This is a genomic window from Gluconacetobacter brunescens (assembly GCF_048695475.1).
Taxonomy (GTDB): Bacteria; Pseudomonadota; Alphaproteobacteria; order Acetobacterales; family Acetobacteraceae; genus Gluconacetobacter.
On sequence record NZ_JBLHEN010000001.1, the window covers coordinates 122677 to 140148 of the forward strand.

The 17472-nt window shown below is 63.5% G+C and carries 17 protein-coding genes; 10 read left to right on the plus strand and 7 right to left on the minus strand.

Features of this window, described 5'->3' with window-relative positions:
* Positions 1–276: 276 nt before the first annotated feature.
* Complete coding sequence (locus tag ACMAUO_RS00535; protein ID WP_420355058.1) at positions 277–1560, minus strand: type II toxin-antitoxin system HipA family toxin; 1284 nt, start codon at positions 1558–1560, stop codon at positions 277–279.
* Positions 1553–1939: a helix-turn-helix domain-containing protein gene (locus tag ACMAUO_RS00540; protein ID WP_420355059.1), complete on the minus strand. Its 387-nt coding sequence runs from the start codon at positions 1937–1939 to the stop codon at positions 1553–1555. Before ACMAUO_RS00540 ends, ACMAUO_RS00535 begins: the two co-directional genes overlap by 8 nt.
* A 173-nt stretch (positions 1940–2112) precedes the next feature.
* On the opposite strand from ACMAUO_RS00540, the gene cobU reads away from it, so the two are divergent.
* Together cobU and ACMAUO_RS00550 are read left to right on the plus strand one after the other, a co-directional pair.
* A complete protein-coding gene (gene cobU / locus ACMAUO_RS00545) occupies positions 2113–2646 on the plus strand; it encodes a bifunctional adenosylcobinamide kinase/adenosylcobinamide-phosphate guanylyltransferase (protein WP_420355060.1) in 534 nt (177 codons plus the stop codon).
* A gap of 100 nt (positions 2647–2746) precedes the next feature.
* The gene (locus ACMAUO_RS00550; protein ID WP_420355061.1) at positions 2747–3133 is read left to right on the plus strand and encodes a DUF4112 domain-containing protein; all 387 of its coding nucleotides are present in this window, start codon (positions 2747–2749) and stop codon (positions 3131–3133) included.
* Between the two features lie 63 nt (positions 3134–3196).
* On the opposite strand, the gene ACMAUO_RS00555 is transcribed toward ACMAUO_RS00550, so the two are convergent.
* Together ACMAUO_RS00555 and ACMAUO_RS00560 are read right to left on the minus strand one after the other, a co-directional pair.
* Positions 3197–5311 carry a penicillin acylase family protein gene (locus tag ACMAUO_RS00555; protein WP_420355062.1) on the minus strand — a complete coding sequence of 705 codons (2115 nt, stop codon included), beginning with the start codon at positions 5309–5311 and terminating at the stop codon, positions 3197–3199.
* 206 nt (positions 5312–5517) lie between these two features.
* On the minus strand, positions 5518–6633 hold the full coding sequence (locus ACMAUO_RS00560) for an FAD-dependent oxidoreductase (protein ID WP_420355063.1): 1116 nt from the start codon (positions 6631–6633) through the stop codon (positions 5518–5520).
* Positions 6634–6693: 60 nt separating this feature from the next.
* On the opposite strand from ACMAUO_RS00560, the gene ACMAUO_RS00565 reads away from it, so the two are divergent.
* On the plus strand, positions 6694–7140 hold the full coding sequence (locus tag ACMAUO_RS00565; RefSeq protein WP_420355064.1) for a MarR family winged helix-turn-helix transcriptional regulator: 447 nt from the start codon (positions 6694–6696) through the stop codon (positions 7138–7140).
* 176 nt (positions 7141–7316) lie between these two features.
* Here the strand turns inward: ACMAUO_RS00565 and ACMAUO_RS00570 are convergent, their stop codons facing one another.
* A complete protein-coding gene (locus ACMAUO_RS00570) occupies positions 7317–8930 on the minus strand; it encodes a tannase/feruloyl esterase family alpha/beta hydrolase (protein WP_420355065.1) in 1614 nt (537 codons plus the stop codon).
* A gap of 294 nt (positions 8931–9224) precedes the next feature.
* On the opposite strand from ACMAUO_RS00570, the gene ACMAUO_RS00575 reads away from it, so the two are divergent.
* From ACMAUO_RS00575 to ligD, 6 genes are all read left to right on the plus strand, one after another.
* Positions 9225–10313, plus strand: a complete 1089-nt coding sequence (locus ACMAUO_RS00575; RefSeq protein WP_420357156.1) for a DUF3500 domain-containing protein — start codon at positions 9225–9227, stop codon at positions 10311–10313.
* A gap of 29 nt (positions 10314–10342) precedes the next feature.
* Positions 10343–10891: a hypothetical protein gene (locus tag ACMAUO_RS00580; RefSeq protein ID WP_420357157.1), complete on the plus strand. Its 549-nt coding sequence runs from the start codon at positions 10343–10345 to the stop codon at positions 10889–10891.
* 180 nt (positions 10892–11071) lie between these two features.
* Entirely contained in the window at positions 11072–11602 is a 531-nt protein-coding gene (locus tag ACMAUO_RS00585; protein WP_420355066.1) for a DUF1269 domain-containing protein, read from the plus strand.
* Between the two features lie 28 nt (positions 11603–11630).
* Entirely contained in the window at positions 11631–12059 is a 429-nt protein-coding gene (locus tag ACMAUO_RS00590) for a hypothetical protein (protein ID WP_420355067.1), read from the plus strand.
* 100 nt (positions 12060–12159) lie between these two features.
* Positions 12160–13017, plus strand: a complete 858-nt coding sequence (gene ku / locus ACMAUO_RS00595; RefSeq protein WP_420355068.1) for a non-homologous end joining protein Ku — start codon at positions 12160–12162, stop codon at positions 13015–13017.
* Positions 13018–13020: 3 nt separating this feature from the next.
* Positions 13021–15546 (plus strand): DNA ligase D, encoded by a 2526-nt coding sequence (gene ligD, locus ACMAUO_RS00600; RefSeq protein WP_420355069.1) that lies wholly within the window; start codon positions 13021–13023, stop codon positions 15544–15546.
* A gap of 3 nt (positions 15547–15549) precedes the next feature.
* Here ligD and ku (ACMAUO_RS00605) read toward each other — a convergent pair whose 3' ends face one another.
* Positions 15550–16353 carry a non-homologous end joining protein Ku gene (gene ku / locus ACMAUO_RS00605; RefSeq protein WP_420355070.1) on the minus strand — a complete coding sequence of 268 codons (804 nt, stop codon included), beginning with the start codon at positions 16351–16353 and terminating at the stop codon, positions 15550–15552.
* 96 nt (positions 16354–16449) lie between these two features.
* On the opposite strand from ku (ACMAUO_RS00605), the gene ACMAUO_RS00610 reads away from it, so the two are divergent.
* On the plus strand, positions 16450–16740 hold the full coding sequence (locus tag ACMAUO_RS00610; RefSeq protein WP_420355071.1) for a DUF3175 domain-containing protein: 291 nt from the start codon (positions 16450–16452) through the stop codon (positions 16738–16740).
* 18 nt (positions 16741–16758) lie between these two features.
* Here the strand turns inward: ACMAUO_RS00610 and ACMAUO_RS00615 are convergent, their stop codons facing one another.
* On the minus strand, positions 16759–17064 hold the full coding sequence (locus tag ACMAUO_RS00615; protein ID WP_420355072.1) for a plasmid stabilization protein: 306 nt from the start codon (positions 17062–17064) through the stop codon (positions 16759–16761).
* Positions 17065–17472 lie beyond the last annotated feature (408 nt).

Sequence of the window (17472 nt, forward strand, 5' to 3'; positions counted from 1 at the left end):
CAATCAATATTACAAAACCCCAGACATCCTATGCTCAATTTCGGGTCGTGTTTAGGCCCGAATATCTGAGTTCCGTTATAGGCATAACCTATAAATCGATATTTCAAGGGTCGGCCAGGGTCGCTTTACGGCCTGATCCGGATGTCATTCCAACTCTCTATGGAGGACGGGAATGAGCAGGCTGCCGATGCTGAGCCGCGAACGGATGGCATGGTGTCGGTTCTGTCTTATTCGGCGGGAAGGCAATCATGCCGCCGTCTCGCCGCCATGTGATCGCTACCGGCCGCGAGCCGTGCAACCCTGACGCAGTCGGGCGATATTGTGGTCGATATGGCTCTGAATCACATGCAGGGTGCCCCGGGTGATTGCCTGCGGATGCAGCTTGTCGGCGATGGCTGAAAACTGGCCGGCCACGTTGCAAATGCTCTCGATGATGTGGCTGGCGGTTTCCGCCGGGACCTCGGCCTCCCGGGCAAGTTGGAGCATTGCCGCGCGGTCGATCGCCAGTGTCTCACCCATCACGTCCATCTGATGGTACCCACCCGGTCCCTGGCAGAAGGTCACGTCGTAAGCAGGTGCCAGCTTCCACGCGCCAGTGGACGACATGAGGTATGCGAAGTTCTTGGGGTGATCGTCCCGGTTGTTGAACGCGACATTGAAGACGGCACGCGCGAAGGCGAATGTCTTTTCTCGCACGTCGTTGGTACACATCTGGGTCGCACGCAGGAAGGTCACGTAGTCCAGAACCCCAGGGCATCGATAGTCGGCGCCGGTAAAGGCGGCGAGACTTTGCATGGGTACGCGCCGACCGTCCTGGCGGTCAAAGCGTTTGCTGGCGAATGCCGCCTGTCCGTCGGGCAGGCTGAAATACCGCGTATCCGGGGTCTGGATACCGCACATGCGCAAACACTCGGCATAGACATTTTCGATGGCGCACACCTCCGCATGTTCTTCTCTGGCCGGGAACTTGACCATCCAGGCTTCGAAACCCGGTGTGACAGCGGTTGTAAAGGCGTCGGTCCGAGGGTCGCGATAGACCAGAGCCTTTGGCCTGGCGCCTTGAGGCGATCCTCCCACCAGCAGCAGCCTCTGGAGGAATTCCCCGCCGTCACCACGGAGCACGTCCTGCACTTCGGCGACAAGCTGGTGGAGTGGAACATGCACATGCGGTTCCCGCCCCTCGGGCATCGCAGGCTCGAACGACATGGCACCCATGGCATTGCTGCCAATGTAAGCCAGTCGCTCCAATGGCCCGATGCGCGCGGTGGCAAGACCACGACGTCTGAACAAACGGCCCATCAACAGCATGCCCCAACCGTCAGGCAACGAGTCATAGACGGGCCCAGGCAGGCCCAACTGGTGGGACGGGAAATCCCGGCGCAACCGGGGCCCCTTCAACGGCAGGGTATGGGACGAGAGTTCAAGGCCTCTTCGCTTTGCCTCATCGCTGTACTCAAACACGATCTGGGGGCGACCGGTGAGAGCAGTCGTGGACACCAGCGTGCCCCATAGCCATCGTTCGCCCCAGCCCTCGTAATAGACGTTCACCTGCTCAAGCATTGCTGGCCTTCCGCTTGACGCGATGGCGGCGGGCACTGTTTTCGTAGCGGCGAACGTCTTCGAGGCTGTCCAGTTTCGGCAGAAACAGGCCCTCCAGTTCCTTGATTCGGCCAAGGACCATCGCCACGCGGACCACATTCTCGAACCCGACATTGCGCCCAGCTTCCAGGTTGGACACGGTATTGATGCCAATGCCGGCGCGGCCCGCTACATCGGCCTGCGTCATCTGCCGCGCCAGCCGCTCCATACGCAGACGCTCACAAAGTCGCTTGACGACCTCATTCGGTGTGCTGAAGCTTAAATCCAACATAACGGGCACCCCTGTCGATTTATGCGCGTTAGCACCCAAAATTGTAGAATTAACCGAAAAACCGATCAAGCGAATTAATTCCCATATTTCGTGTATTATACGAGAAATTCATACATAAGGTACTATTTGCGGGATTTATCCTCTCATCAGCCAATCGAAGGCGGACCTGCCGGTCGCGCGGGTCCAGGAAGAAGGGATGGCATTCATGAACAAGCACATGAAGTGGCTGAAGGAGCGGCACGATGATTGAGCTGGTTCTCGGCGGGGCGCGGTCCGGAAAGAGCCGCTACGCGGAATCCGTGGTGCGTGCGAGGCCGGGCCCATGGGTCTATATCGCGACCGGCCGTGCATGGGATGCGGAAATGCGCGACCGCATCGTCCGGCATCGGCAGGAACGCGGGGATGGCTGGCTGACGGTGGAAGAGCCGCTCGCCCTGGCGCGAGCCCTGCGGCATGCCGGTGACAGGCCGGTGCTGGTGGATTGCCTGACATTATGGCTGACCAACCTGCTGCTTGAAGAGCGGGATATTCCCGCCGCGACAGCAGAGTTGCAGGAGGCGCTGTCAGTCCGAAAAGCGATGACGGTGCTGGTGGGCAACGAGGTCGGGCTGGGCATCGTGCCGGACAATGCGCTGGCGCGCCGGTTTCGCGACGAAGCCGGCTGGCTGCATCAGACGATCGCGGCATATGCGGACAAAGTGGTCCTGACGGTGGCCGGAATTCCGATGGTGGCAAAACCGGCGGCAGGAGAGGCGGGCCCCCATCACCGTTCCTGAAAAAAACGCCCCGGCGGTGTGATTGCGCGTGAACACACGGGCGGGGATCTATGACGGCGAAATATTGAAATCGATCCTGCACGGAACCATATGATCAGGCATGGCACATGCAGGCGCATTTTCCGGGGACATTCTCCCGCCCCTGACCGACGACGCGGTGCGCCGGTTACGGCGGGTCAAGGCGCTGGCATGGGTTCTCGACGCGGCTTTCCGCCTGCCGGGCACGAAGTTCCGGCTGGGGCTGGACGCCCTGATCGGGCTGATCCCGGGCGGTGGCAGCGCCGTCATGGGGCTCGTCTCGCTCTATATCGTCTGGGAGGCATGGCGGATCGGGGTGCCCAGCGGGCTGCTCGTCCGCATGGTCGCCAATGTGGCGGTGGAGACGGCCGTGGATACGGTCCCGCTGGTCGGCGACGTCTTCGACGCCGCCTTCAAGGCGAACCTGCGCAACGTCGCGCTGATCGAACAGCATCTGAACGGCAAATAACGGCGCCCGATCTGAAGGACGTGGCGCCGTTATTCCGGATGAGTCCTATGCGAACATGGCAGATCAGCGGAGCTGATCGACATATTCGACGTGCTTTTCCACCTCGTCGCGCGTCAGCCACAGGTCGCGCAGGGTCTTGTTGCTGAGATAGGAGAGCTGGTCGGTGCGATGCGTCGAGCCCGGCTGGCTGGAATTGCCATAGCTCAGCAACCCCTTTGCCTTCATCGGTGTGGAGAAGCTGACGAGCGAGACCCAGGTTTCGCCATGGAACGGCGTCCGCTCGCCGTCTTTCATCGGCCCCCAGGTGATGGTCCGGAAAACCCCGGTATTACCAAAGCCGCCATTGCCCGGCAGGTTGACATTGCCCAGATGAAAGCGCGAGACCTCGCCGAAAGGCCGATCAATCGCCCCATAAAGCCGCTTCGTCTCCGTGACGGCCCGCGCGAGCAGGTCAACCGCCTGTGTCGGGTTCTTCAGGCCCGACGGGGTGTGAATCGGGTCGTCCAGCGACCAGGGTTTCGCGAAGTTCGTGGAATCGCCAAGCTTCGGCCCCATGAACAGGCGGGCCCATGTTTCGAACAGCAGGGCGCCCTTGCTATCGGCATCATCCGCGCCATCCCAGGCGCGCAGGACCCGGACGGCATCACGGACATCGCGGCGCTTGTCGGTCGCGGCGGCGGCCAGAAGCTCCGGCAGGATGCGCTGCGCCAGAAGCGCGTGCGTATTGAGCTTTTTCGCCACGATCTCGTCGAACGACATCTTGTCGTTCCCCGCCAGCATCGTCGTCGACATCTGGGCGCGGAACGTCATCGGTCCCTTCACGGCGACGTAAGCCGGATAGGCCTCGGGATATAAGGCGCGCGGATAGGTCGCCACCCATGGCGGATCGTTGGCGTTCTGGACGAAACCGGTGGACGGATCAACAAGTTTCGGAAGGTCTTCGTAAGCGACAATGCTTTTGGGGATATTGTCGGATCTGTCGCCGGCAACGTAGCCGTTCCAGTCATGGAAATCCCCGTCCGCGTGCTTCGGAAGGATTCCGTTGTCCAGATACATGATATGGCCGTCATGATCCGCATAGACGATGTTGAACATCGGAATCTGCAGTTTCTTAAGAGCCATCTGGAACTGCTCGAAATCATGCGCCAGCGCCATGTCCCAATATTGCCGGAGCATGCCGGGACGATCGAGGCCGACGACGTAAAGGGCGAACGACGTGCCGTCGGCCCGTTTGAAAACCGGCCCCTGCACGGCATAATTCTGCGCGAAGCGCTTCGTCGCCACCGTCCCGTCCGGCATCTTCACCTTGTAGGACAGGGTTTTCGTCGTAAAGGCATGCTTCCTGCCATTCAGACGATACCCATCGCCATCGGGCGTCAGCGTATAGCGGGTCGCGCCCAGGATCGTATTGACGGTGTTCGTGAAGGCGACATCCTTGGTAAACGCAAAGCGCAGGATCGGCAGCCCCACCTGCGTCGCACCGTAAATGCTGAATCCCGGCCCGCTGACCTGGGCTTCATAATAGGTGTAGAAGGGGGTGGCCCAAGGCAGATGCGGGTTGGCCAGCAGCACCGCATGACCGTCCGTGGTGCGTGAGGGGGCGATGGCCCACGCATTCGATCCGCCCGCCGCGCGCGACGGCGGGTCGGCCAGCATTTTCTCTTCGGCGGCGATATAGACGTAATTCATCAGCCGAAGGGCATGGGCAATGACATCCACGCCATTCACCGGCAGGACGGGTTTGATCTCGTCGGCAATCTCGTTCGGGTGGCCTGCCGCGTAATCGTTGATGCCACGAGCGAACGCATCCATATCTTTGCGGAAATCGGGAGATTGCTGCGCGTACCAGATCTTCGCCCGGTCATAAACGCCATTGGCCAGAAGCCACCGGTCGGAATCCTCCTCCTTCGGCCCCCAATATTCCGCCGCCCGTCCACGCGCCGTTCCATAAAGCCGCAGCAGGATGTTGCCATGGCTATGAGCCTGCGCCCACCCGAAACCGTAGAAGGCCCCGGCCTCGCTCCGAGCATAGACATGCGGCACCCCGAAACTGTCCCACAGGATCTCCCCCTGGCCCGCACCCGTTGCCGCGGCCGATGCCTGGCCGCCCATGGCCAGGGACGAGAACACAGCCCCGAGACAGAGCGCGGATGTCCAGTTCTTACCAAAGAGAGACAAAAGAGTTCTCCTGCACGTTGTCTATATCCACAGTGTTTTTTCGTCGGAGGCCGCCGGGAGCCGGATTATGGTCAGGCTCAGCCAGGGCCCGGTCCAAATTCAAGGCGACACGTTCAGCTCATACTCTCCATGCGGCGGGTGAACGTTCCGAAAAGGTTTGTCACACGTAATGGACCACTCCGCACGAGGCACGTCAAATCAGCCGGTCAGGCATCGCCACTTCCCACGCGCGCGCGATAATGTTCCAGCACCGGCGCGGCCCCCTCGGGCGAGAAGGCCCCGTTCAGGCCCTGTGCGGCCCCTTCGGCGGCAATGGCGGCGCGCGCTGCCATTGCCTCTTCATAGCGGGTGACGTCCGCCCAATCGTGACCCGAGGCCAGCGCTCCGGCCAGATCGACCGCATCGGCGAGCGCGAGATTCACGCCTTCACCCGAAAAGGGGGACATCAGGTGCGCCGCATCGCCCAGCAGCGTCAGTCCCCTCCGGCTCTGCCAGTGGTGCCCGACCGGCAACGCATAAAGCGGCCGGACCGCGATGAACGCGCCCGTTTCGATCACGTCCCGCAAACCGGGCGCCCAGCCAGCAAACGCTTCACGCAGCGCGATACGCACGTCTTCGGCAGGCAAAATCTGCCATCGCCGCGCCGCAGCCTCGCTCATGCGCAGGCCCGCATAGCCACGAATATGGCTGAATCCGTTCCGCTGCGTGATCAGCACGCGGTTGTCGCCGACCGCGAACATTTTCCCGCTGCCGGTCAACTGGTCGATCGCGGGATGACGTGCGGCCTCGAAGCCCAGTTCCACCAGCGTAACGCCCTCATAGACCGGCCTGCCATCCCCCAGCAGCGGCCGCACTCGCGACCAGGCGCCATCGGCACCGACCACGACATCGAACCGCTCGCGCCGGCCGTCGCCGATCACTTCATGCCCCTCGTCGCCCGGCGCGATCGCAACGACCCGACTGTTCCAGCGAACCGTGCCGGGCAAGAGCGCTTCCAGAAGAATCCGACGCAGCGCGGTGCGATCAATCTCGGGCCGGTCATCCGTGGGTTCATCACGATCGAACAGCAAGGTGCCATCGGCGTCGTAAAGCCGGTCGCCCTGGTCCTCGGGACGTGCGGCCGCGGTGAATGCGGCTTCCAGTCCCGCCAGCCGCATCGCGCGTTGCCCTGTCTCGTCATGCAGGTCCAGCGATCCGCCCTGCGGGCGCTCGGCAGCATGCGCGTCACGCTCGAACACCACGGGCGAGAGGCCGCGCAACTGCAACAGTCGCGCAAGCATCAGCCCACCGGGGCCCCCTCCGACAATCGCTATCCGATTCATTGCCATCTCATTGCGTCCCAGTTACATAGGAACCTATATATAAACATAGGAGCCTATGCAATGCGCGATGACGAATGGGACCCCATGCGCCATCCCGGCCATTATTTCAGCCGCATCGCCAGGGGATTAAGCCATATCGGCGATACGCGCCTGCGCGAACTGGGCTTCGCCACGGCGCAACTGCCGGTGCTGATGGCGCTCAAGGACGGCGCACGGCTTTCGCAGGCGGAACTGGCGCGCTGGGCGAAGGTGGAACAGCCGACCATGGCGCAGATGCTCGGCCGGATGGAGCGCGACGGCCTGGTCACGCGCACTTCCGACCCGCGCGACAGGCGCGCGAGCCTGATTTCGCTGACCGACAAGGCGCTCGAGCGTCTACCGGCCGGCCGCGCGGTGTTGCGTCAGGGCAATGCCGACATGACGAGGGGCCTGGCCCCCGAGGAAGTCGACACACTCGTGTCGCTCCTCAAGCGGGTGCTGGCCAATATCGAGGCGCTGGAAAGGTGAGGATGCGCGTGGCCATCGGAGATATTTGCCGTAAAACGAAGCGAGTTTCGCAACGGCCTGCGTGACGTAGTCCGAAAATGCGTGCAGGTGGTGGTCCGATGCGCGACGATAGCGGAAAAGAAAGTATGGGCGCAGCGATGGTAACGCATTGCAGTACGGCGCCAGTCCTTGCGCTTTTACGAATGCTGCCTCCGGAGCGTGGCTGCCGATGGAACGCAGGCGAAACTGCCAGCATCGTCCATATCCCCGTGGCCATCATACCGCGCGACGTTCGGCCAGGCGCAGAGGGGGCGGGTGCGGACGACCCTGCCGTCGCTGACCCTGGCGGCAATGAGCTTTTCGGGGGTGTGGCCCTGCGTCACCCAATCGTCGATGGCGCCGAGCTTGCTGAACGTGTCGCAACCGGCGCCGCCATAGCAATGGCCCATGCCGGGAATGGTGACAAGACGGGCCGAATTGCGGCCGGCGGTGCCAGCATGCTGCATCAGGGCCTGATAATAGGTGGCCAGTTGCTGCGGATTATGGCCGTCATTCCAGCCGATATACATCAGCAATTTGCCGCCATGGCGGAAAAACGGATTGAGGTTGTCGTCGACATGCAGCAACGGGCCGACCTTGCGGGTGGCCTCGGCAATGTCGCTATCCCAGTTCAGGGTCGTCCAGTCCCAATCGGGATTCTGGAAGGCCGCATATTTGAAAAGATCCAGTGCAACGGGGAAGGGTTTTCCATCGGCTGAAAAGCCGTCTTCGCTTCCCATGGCCGGGCCGGGAAAAATGACCTCATGGGTCCGGGGATTGACGGGGCCTCGATAGATCTGTTCGGCAGCCTGCACTTCCGGGGCGGTCAGGCAGTCCGCGCCGGCCTGTCCCGTGCAGAGAAGCTGCCGGGGCTGGAACGTGCAGGCATCGGGTTCGTCGAGAAAACCCTGCTTCCTGCCGACGGGCGAGGCACAGGCCTTCATGACGGCGCTATTGAGCAGGCGGAACTTGTCACGGGCCACCCGCAGCGCGGGATTATGGTAACTCATCCACCCCGCCCAAAGCTGCTCGGCGTTGAAATCGACGATCGGGTTGGGCGGCGCGCCGGCAACGATCCCGTCATAATCGTCCGGATAGCGTTTCGCCTCGATCAGCCCTTCCAGCCCACCGAGCGAACAGCCGATCCAGTAGGCATGTGACGCCGCCCTGCCATAGAAGGCGCGGATCAGGGCTTTCGCCGTCGTCGTCATCAGATGATCGGCGCGATAGGCGTAGTCGATCAGTTTTTCGGGCTGGCCGAGGGCAAAGCGGCCGCCCTGGCCCTCCGGCGTGGAATCGTCATGGCCGGTATCGGTGCTGGCCACGGCATAGCCGGCGCCGATACCGGTGGCCATGCCGTCATACATCAGCGAACCCGCCCAGCCGAAATTGCCGACGCCCAGCAGTTTGCCGTTCCATCCTTCCTGCGGCAGCCAGATTTCGGTGCGGATCTGCGAAGCCGATGTCGGGTGCAGCGTCATGGCGACCCGGCAGAAGGCGGGGTTGGCAGGCTGCGTGGCAAGGCCGGCGAGATTCATGCCCGGCGCGGTCATGATGCGGGAAAGATGGCTCTGCGGGGAATGCCAGGCACCGGCCGCAATGGTTTCGACCAGGGTGAAATGGCCATCGGGAAAGGCCTGGTGCGCGAGAGCGGTACAGTCCACGGCCCGGGCGGGCAGGGGGGCCAGCAGCAGGGCAATGGCGGAGAAGGCGACCGTGCCAGCGATGACGCGCCGACCGGCGGCATACGGAGGAAGGCGCTGGCGAGGCATGACGGGCTCCCGTTGGCGATAGGGTCAGGATGCCATGCTCCAGCATGACGTTCGGCATATTCTGAGCGCGGAAAAGAGGGAAACGTAAAGCCCTTGATCGAATGGCGCCGGCGCGGCACCGTCCGGATGCCGCATGGTGGACTCGGGATGGCCCCGGCGTGCCGAAGAGGAAGCAGAACACTGATGCGTAAGCGTTTTTTGGTTGCCGGCGGGTTGTTTCTGCTGGCTGCGCCCCTTGTCGGACAGAGTGCTCCGGCACAGGCCGCTCCGGCTGCGAGATCGTCGGAAGACCCCATGTCGGCCAGCAAGACACGAAAAATTGTCGAAGCCGCAACGGCTTTTCTCGAAATGTTCGACACGCGGGGCCGCGCGGCGGTACAGTTTCCTTTTGTAACAGAAAAGCATGGCACGCTGGCCCGCTTTCGCCGCGCCACGCCCGACGGTCCCTCCATGCCGGTAACGGACGCGCAGGCGGCGGCGCCGGCAATGCGCGGGCCGGGCATGGGGTCGCCAGGCGGCTTTATCGGCGAGCAGTATGGATCGTCGGTATGGTCGAATTTCCCCGTCAGCGACGTACCACGTCCGGGCGTGCAGATGGGCCACCTCTCGGCGGCGCAGCGCACGGCGGCGATGCATCTTCTGGAAACGCTTCTGAGCGCGAAAGGCTACCAGAAAGTGCTCGACATCATGGGGTCGGACCAGGCGCTGGCGGATAGCGGAACGCCGTTCGCCTCCGGCAGGGCGGTCTATACGATCGCGCTCTTCGGCGACCCATCGGCGGAGGCACCATGGATGGTGCAGTTCGGCGGCCATCATCTCGGCCTCAATGTGGTGATTGACGGCGCGCATGGAACGATGACGCCGACCCTGACCGGCGCGCAGCCGGCGGTCTATCAGGCCGACGGCAAGACGGTCCGGGTGCTGGCGGGAGAGAACGACAAGGCGTTCGCCCTGCTGGACGCACTGGATGCCAAGCAGCGCCGGCAGGCCATCCTGCCCTACGCGGTCGAGGACCTGGTCTCCGGACCAGGGCATGACGGCGAGACGATCGTCCCCGAAGGGATCAAGGGCACGTCGCTGACAACGGCCCAGAAAAACCTGCTGATGGATGTGATCGGCGAATGGGCGGGCATCATCAACGATGCCTACGCGGCCCCGCGCCTGAAGGAGATCCATGACGATCTGGACGAGACATGGTTTGCCTGGAGCGGCCCGGTAACGCATGCGCCGGACCGCAACGGCTCGTCCTATTACCGGATCCAGGGCCCACACCTGCTGATCGAATTCTCGCCGCAGGGCGTGGGCGGTGATGCGACGATGCATGTTCATACGGTCTATCGCGACCCGACGAACAGCTATGGCAGCCGGTTCACGCACCCGTGAGAGGCGGATGCCGGGCGGCGCCGGTGGTTATGTTGGCGGCCATGCTGATGGCCGCCGGCGCCCCGGCGCAGGCGCATAGGCTGGATGAATATCTCCAGGCGACGACGATCGCACTCGCGCGGCAGGGGATCACGCTGCGGTTGCGGCTGACCCCCGGCATGGACGTGGCACAGCGGGTGATCGGCCAGATCGACCGCAACGGCGACGGCATCCTCTCGCCCGGGGAGCAGCAGGGCTACGCCCAGCGGATCGCGGGGGCCCTCTCGCTGTCGCTGAACGGGCAATCGCTTGCCCTGCATCCCCGGGCGGGCGCGTTTCCAGGCCTCGACGCATTGAAGGGGGGCGCCGGGGTGATCGACATCGTGTTCGACGTCAAGACCGCTCTGGGCAACGGGCCCTATCGTCTGGCCTACCGGAACGGGGCGTCCAGCCTCGAGACGGTCTGGCTGGTGAACTGCCTGCTGCCACAGGATGCCTCGATCCACATCCTTCAGCAGAAGCGTTCAAAGGACCAGTCCGTCTATCAGCTGGATTTCCGGGTCGACGACCGGAAATCCATCGGAGACGCCGCGCGATAGCCCGCTTCCATCGGGCGGCTCCCACCGGGGCTGGCCGGAAACGATGGAGGGCGGCGATCCGGTTGCGTACGGTGAGGCTGGGCTGCGTGCAGGGCAGTTGCGAACGCCGGCGATTGGGCGTTTGCTCTCCACACGGGGGGCAGCCACCGGGGCGGCTCCCATGTGACACAGGAGGCCTCCATGTCCGACCTTGTGGTTCTCGGTTTCGATACGCTCGACGGCGCGACGCTTGCCCGCGAGGAGATATGGAAACTCGAAAACGAATATCTCGTTGACGTCGATGACGCGGTGGTCGTCCGTCGGACGGATGATGGAAAGATTCATCTCGACCAGTCCGTGCATACGGTGGCCCTCGGGGCGGTGGACGGTGTGTGGAGCGGTATGCTGCTTGGAACGCTGATCGGGCTGGTGTTTCTCAATCCCCTGGCCGGCTTCGCCGTCGGCGCGGTGGCTGGAGGAACGGCCGGCACCGTCGGCGGGGCCATGACCGATTTCGGCATCAATGACGATTTCATGAAAAAGGTGGGCGCGACCCTGAAGCCGGGCACCTCGGCGCTCTTCGTTCTGGTGCGCAAGGTGGAGCCGGAAAAAGTCGTGGCCCATCTCCGGGCACTGAGCGGCCACCCCCATATCGTGCAGACCTCGCTTTCGCCCGAGGCCGAGCAGAAGCTCCGCACGGCCTTGGCAGCGGATAGCGGCGGCGCGGCCTGATTCGGGCACGCATAACAGGAGAGACAGTGTGGCAGACATTTACGACAAGGTTCAACGGCTCCGCTCCGACCTCGAGACAATCGGCGCCGATCTTCGGGAAACAGACACGGCCCTGCGGACCGAATTCAAGTCGTGGGGCACGAAGAACGGCGCCAAGGCACTGCGCAAGACCGCCAAGCGTCTCCAGGACCTCAGCGACACCGCCGTGACCCAGGCCAACGACCTGAACAAGAAGATCCTGGAAAAGGTCGGTGATTCGCAGGAGCGCGCGCAGCAGGTCTCCGTACTGCTCGGCGAGACCGCCGCCCGGCTCGAAAAGAGCAGTGCCGTCGCCAAATCCGGCGGCCTCGCCCGCAAACTGGCATATGTGGCCCTCGGGTTGACTGTCGTGGCGGGCATCGTGGCGCTGGCAAAGCGGATGTGCGGCAAACCAGATCCGTACAAGCCAGGGCACTAAAACCCCCGCGCGGCCCCTCCCGGCTGGTTGTCCATGGGGCCGCAACGCACGCGCGGCCTGAAGCGTTGCTCTGGTGCCCATTCGGGAAGAGGATGTCGCCATGGCCCCACGGGCAAGCTGGGAGGGCGCTCTCGCGATCGGGAAGCTGACATGCCCGGTCGCGCTCTTCGCGGCGGTCTCGACCTCCGAACGGATTGCCCTGCACCTGATCAACCGTGCGACCGGCAACCGCGTGCACCGGCATTATGTCGACAGCGAGACCGGCGAAGACGTGCCGCGTGACGATCAGGTCAAAGGCTACGAGACCAAAAACGGCGAGATCGTGCTGCTCGATCCGGAAGAGATCGCAGCCGCCGTGCCGGACAGCGACAAGAGGCTGACGGTCTCCGCCTTCATCCGCTGCGGCGAGATCGACGATGTCTATCTGGACCGCCCCTATTATCTGGGCCCCGCGGCACCGGAGGCGGAAGAAGCCTTCACGCTGATCCGCGAGAGCCTGGCGCAACAGAAGGTCGCGGCACTGGCCCGCACGGTATTGTTCCGGCGTGTGCGCACACTGCTTATCCGGGCCCATGACGGCATCCTGATCGCGACGACCCTGAATTTCGATGACGAGGTGCGCGCGTCGCAGGATGCGTTCCGCGAGATTCCCGACCACCCGCTCCCGCAGGAAATGCTTGATCTGGCGGCCCACATCATCGAGACCAAGAAAGGCCATTTCGACCCCTCTTCGTTCGAGGATCGCTACGAGGCCGCCCTGGCCGCCCTGGTCGAGGCCAAACTGAAGGGCAGGAAGCCCACGCCGCCGCCCAGCCCGGCCGAAGCCAAGATCGTCAGCCTGATGGACGCCCTGCGCCAGAGCGCCGGCGCGACCAAAACCGGCACACCCGCGCCAGCCCGCCGCAAAAAGCCCGGATCACGCTCCCGGCCCCCGCATGGCCGCCGCAAGGCAGGTTGAGCGATGGCACTCGACACCTACCGCCAGAAGCGCGACTTCAGGCAAACCCATGAGCCGGCGGGTGAAGAAGCCCAGACCGCAGGGCATAGCTTCGTCGTCCAGAAGCACGATGCGCGACGGCTGCATTACGATTTCCGGCTGGAACTGGATGGCGTCCTGAAAAGCTGGGCGGTGACCAAGGGGCCCAGCCTCGTCGCGGGCGAAAAGCGCCTGGCTGTGCATGTCGAGGATCACCCGCTGGATTATGGCGATTTCGAAGGCACGATCCCCCAGGGGCAATATGGTGGCGGCACGGTTTCCGTGTGGGATCGTGGAACCTGGACGCCGCTCGGCGATGCGGAAAAAGGGCTGGCCAAGGGGCATCTCGATTTCGAACTGCACGGCGAAAAGCTCACCGGCCGCTGGCACCTCGTCCGCATGAAAGGCCGGCCGCGCGACAAACACGACAACTGGCTGCTGATCAAGGGCGACGACGACGCGGCCCGCAGCGCCACCGACCCGGATATTCTCGAAGAACAGCCGGATTCCGTCAAAACGGGCCGGACGATCGCCGAAATCGCCAATGGCACGCCTGCGGCTGCCGCCAAGCCACCCCGCCGCGCGGACAAATCGCGAAAAGCGCCCGAACCCGCACCGCAAGCGCGCCAGAAAACGCCGTCCGCCACGCAGGATGCCCGGCGGATAAAGGGGGCGAAACCCGCCGATCTGCCCGTATTCGTCGCCCCGGCCCTGGCCACCCTGGTCGCCAGACCGCCTTCGGGACAGCGCTGGATTCACGAAATCAAGTTCGACGGCTACCGACTCGAAGCCCGGATCGCGCACGGCGCGGTGAAGCTGCTGACGCGAAGCGGCCTGGACTGGACCACGAAATTCGGCAATGCCGTCCGCGACGCGCTGGCGGCCCTGCCGATCGAAACCGCCCTGATCGACGGCGAACTGGTCGTCGAAGTCGGAACCGGCGCCAGCGATTTTTCAGCCTTGCAGGCCGATCTCAGCGAAGGCCGCACAGACCGTTTCGTCTTCTACGCCTTCGACCTGCTCTATCTGGATGGCGAGGATCTTCGCGCCGCGACATTGCGCGACCGCAAGGCAGCCCTTCGCCAGATCCTGCCGCAAACCCCCCGCATCCTGCGCTTCAGCGAGGATTTTGCCGAAGACGGCGCGCTGGTACTGCGCCATGCCTGCCGCCTCAGCCTGGAAGGGGTCGTCTCCAAACAGGCGGATTCCCCCTATCGCTCCGGCCGGGGCAGGATCTGGGTCAAATCGAAATGCTCGGCGCGGCAGGAATTCGTCATCGGCGGCTACGTGCCCTCGACCACGGGCCGCAGGAGCATAGGGTCGCTGGTGCTCGGCGTGCATGACGCGGAGGGTCTGCGCTATGTCGGGCGCGTCGGCACCGGCTTTTCCGCCCCTGTCGCAGAGGAACTGTTTCGCACGCTGGACGCCACCAGGACGCAGGAAAACCCCTTTACGGACCGGCTGTCCGCACCCGAGGCACGCGGCGTGCGCTATGTTCGCCCCGAGCGCGTGGCAGAGGTGGAGTTTCGCGCCTGGACGGCGGATGGCAGGCTGCGACACGCCTCTTTCCGAGGCATCCGCGACGACAAGCCCGCATCGGAGATCGTACGTGAAATGCCCGTTCCCGAGACAGCACCCACCAAGACCGAACAGAAGCGCACCGTCGCCCTGACCCATCCCGACCGGCTTTACTGGCCGGATGCCGGTGTCACCAAGGAAGGCCTGGCCGACTACTACGCCGCCATATGGCCGCGCATCGCACCGTTCATCGTCGATCGTCCGCTGGCGCTGCTGCGCTGCCCGGAAGGCATCGACGGGCCGCGCTTCTTCCAGAAGAACGCCTGGAAAGGCATGAACGCCCACATCCGGACACTGGACGATCCGGCCACCGATACGGAGGAACATCTGATCGCTCTGCACGATCTCGACGGCCTCATGGGGCTGGTGCAGTCGGCGGTGCTGGAAATTCACCCCTGGGGCGCCTCCTGCCGCGACTGGGAACGGCCGGACCAACTGGTCATGGATCTCGACCCCGGCGAGGGCGTGGCGTGGGAACGGGTCATCGACGCGGCGCGGGACGTGCGCGAGCGCCTGGCGGCATCCGGCCTCACCCCCTTCGTCAAGACTTCCGGCGGCAAGGGGCTGCACGTCGTGGCGCCCCTGAAACCCGAGGCGGACTGGGAAACGGTGAAGGCATTCTCCCGAACTCTGGCACAGACAATGGCCGCCGACCGCCCGGACCGCTACATCGCGACGATCACCAAGGCGAAGCGCCACGGGAAAATCCTGCTCGACTACCTGCGCAACCAGCGGGGCGCGACCTCCGTTGCGCCATACTCGACCCGCGCCCGCGCCGGCGCGCCGGTCTCGATGCCCCTGTCCTGGGATGAACTGGGGGAGATCACCGGATCGGCGCAGTTCACGATCAACAACGCCCTCGCGCGGCTCACCGCGCTCCGCACCGACCCATGGGAGGCGTTTCACACGGCCCGCCGTCCGATCCAGCCCTGACAGCTACGCTTTACCGCCCTTCGCGGACGATTTCAGGCTCGCCCTGAGCGCATCCATGATGTCCACCACATGGCCTTCGGCAGCCGGTTCGGCGGGCTTGGTTGCCTTCTTCGGCCGCGATCGCCTTTTGGCGTCGATAATCCCTTGCAGCCGCGCCTCCACAGGGTCCTGCACCATATCCGGGCTCCAGGGCCGGATGCGCTCGCCGATCACTTTCTCCAGTTGGGCAAGGGCCTCCCGTGCCGGCTCAGGGCTCTTTTCCGCCGGCAGATAATCCCCCGGCCGGCGAACCTCCTCACCATAGCGCAGTGTCCAGACCACGATCCCCTTGCCGCGCGGCTCCAGCAGCACGGCATGCTCCCGCCGATACAGCACCAGCCGCGCAATGCCGACCGTGCCCGTATGGCGCATGGCCTCGCGGATAACGGCGAACGCTTCCTCTCCCACGGCGTCGTCCGGCATCAGATAGTGGGCCGTATCGTACCAGATCCACCCGATCTCGTCGGCATCGACGAAGCGTTCGATATCAATGGTATGCGTGCTCTCAAGGGCGACGGCATCCAGTTCGTCATCCTCCAGCAGCACATACCGGTCGTTGCCCCGGGGGTAGCCTTTCACCAGATCGTCGTCATCCACCGGCCGGCCGGTCGTGGCATCGGCATATTGCACGACGACCCGATGCCCGGTCTTCCGGTTCATCATGTGGAAGCGGATGCGGTCCGCCTGCGTGGTGGCCGGCGTCATCGACACGGCGCAGGTCACGAGGGAGAGCTTGAGATACCCCGTCCAGAACGGTCTCGGCGCCATCGCGTAATCCTACTTTCCTGAAGCATCCGCATCACCCGGCATGCGTTTCCAACAACACACAGACACGGCGGGTTTCGAGAAAAAAGGAGCCGTCTCATGACTGACAGGAAGAAGCCCGAACGCTGGTCGGGAGACGTCACCCATCACAGCGACGCGCTCGATCTGGAACCCGATATCTTCAAGTCCGACGACCCGCATCGCATAGCGGAGTCCCTGAAGCAGTCGGCCGAAGCCAGCACGCGCCGAAAGGCCACGCCGTTTCGTTCGGCCATGTCGATGCTGGTCTTCTACATCAACCGGGCAGGGCGCGCGCTGCCGCCGGAAAGGCGCACCATTCTCAACCGGGCAAAAGGGGAACTCCGCCGGGTCTTCGGGCGCCCGGACTGAACCAGCGCGCAAAGCCCGCTATTTCCCGGCATTCTTCTTCCGGGTCTCCGCCGCCTTCTTCGCCGATGCCGAGCGCTCTTCCGGCGAGCGATCCGCCGAGGCCGCACCACCCAGCCTGCCGCCCTTGCGGGAAGGTTCGTGGGTCACCTCATGCCCCCTGCCGGAGCCGCTTTTCTTGCCGCCACCGGTCTCCTTGTTGACGGTGGCCCACGCCCGGCGTTCGGCTTCCTCCTCGCCGAGGCCACGCTGCTCATAGCTCTGCTCGATATGCTCGGCCTGTCTCTTCTGCTTGTCCGTATAGGCGGACTTGTCACCACGCGGCATGGTCGATGCTCCCGGTCCCAAGAGTGGACGCGGCCCTCTACGGCGCACGCGCCCTATCCGACGACAAGGCCGGACAGCGGAAAAAGTTTTCCGGGCCGTAAACCAGGGAATGCACGCTGACAGGGCAGGGGCCGGAATATCCGGGAAATGCCGAACCATTCTACAATAATCAATAAAAAACGAAGCACCAGAAAGCGGAAGATAGCCATTGATATCGGCCGATAAAGAAAAAATTATATCTGCCGTCTTTCCTTTTGACGTTCAAGCTGGCGACCGGGGCTTTGTCCTTTGCATCAATGTGATGAATAAATCGAAAATATATATATTATATAATGGAAGATATTACCGAAAACAATTTTATCCAGATATAATGTCGGAACCTCTCCTCCTGCCGTGCGTAGCAGCAGG

Coding starts and splice junctions, on each gene's coding strand:
- ACMAUO_RS00535 (WP_420355058.1), bottom strand. CDS start 1,560: ATGCTTGAGCAGGTGAACGTCTATTACGAGGGCTGGGGCGAACGATGG.
- cobU (WP_420355060.1), top strand. CDS start 2,113: ATGATTGAGCTGGTTCTCGGCGGGGCGCGGTCCGGAAAGAGCCGCTAC.
- ACMAUO_RS00550 (WP_420355061.1), top strand. CDS start 2,747: ATGGCACATGCAGGCGCATTTTCCGGGGACATTCTCCCGCCCCTGACC.
- ACMAUO_RS00560 (WP_420355063.1), bottom strand. CDS start 6,633: ATGAATCGGATAGCGATTGTCGGAGGGGGCCCCGGTGGGCTGATGCTT.
- ACMAUO_RS00565 (WP_420355064.1), top strand. CDS start 6,694: ATGCGCGATGACGAATGGGACCCCATGCGCCATCCCGGCCATTATTTC.
- ACMAUO_RS00570 (WP_420355065.1), bottom strand. CDS start 8,930: ATGCCTCGCCAGCGCCTTCCTCCGTATGCCGCCGGTCGGCGCGTCATC.
- ACMAUO_RS00575 (WP_420357156.1), top strand. CDS start 9,225: ATGTCGGCCAGCAAGACACGAAAAATTGTCGAAGCCGCAACGGCTTTT.
- ACMAUO_RS00580 (WP_420357157.1), top strand. CDS start 10,343: ATGTTGGCGGCCATGCTGATGGCCGCCGGCGCCCCGGCGCAGGCGCAT.
- ACMAUO_RS00585 (WP_420355066.1), top strand. CDS start 11,072: ATGTCCGACCTTGTGGTTCTCGGTTTCGATACGCTCGACGGCGCGACG.
- ku (WP_420355068.1), top strand. CDS start 12,160: ATGGCCCCACGGGCAAGCTGGGAGGGCGCTCTCGCGATCGGGAAGCTG.
- ligD (WP_420355069.1), top strand. CDS start 13,021: ATGGCACTCGACACCTACCGCCAGAAGCGCGACTTCAGGCAAACCCAT.
- ku (WP_420355070.1), bottom strand. CDS start 16,353: ATGGCGCCGAGACCGTTCTGGACGGGGTATCTCAAGCTCTCCCTCGTG.
- ACMAUO_RS00610 (WP_420355071.1), top strand. CDS start 16,450: ATGACTGACAGGAAGAAGCCCGAACGCTGGTCGGGAGACGTCACCCAT.
- ACMAUO_RS00615 (WP_420355072.1), bottom strand. CDS start 17,064: ATGCCGCGTGGTGACAAGTCCGCCTATACGGACAAGCAGAAGAGACAG.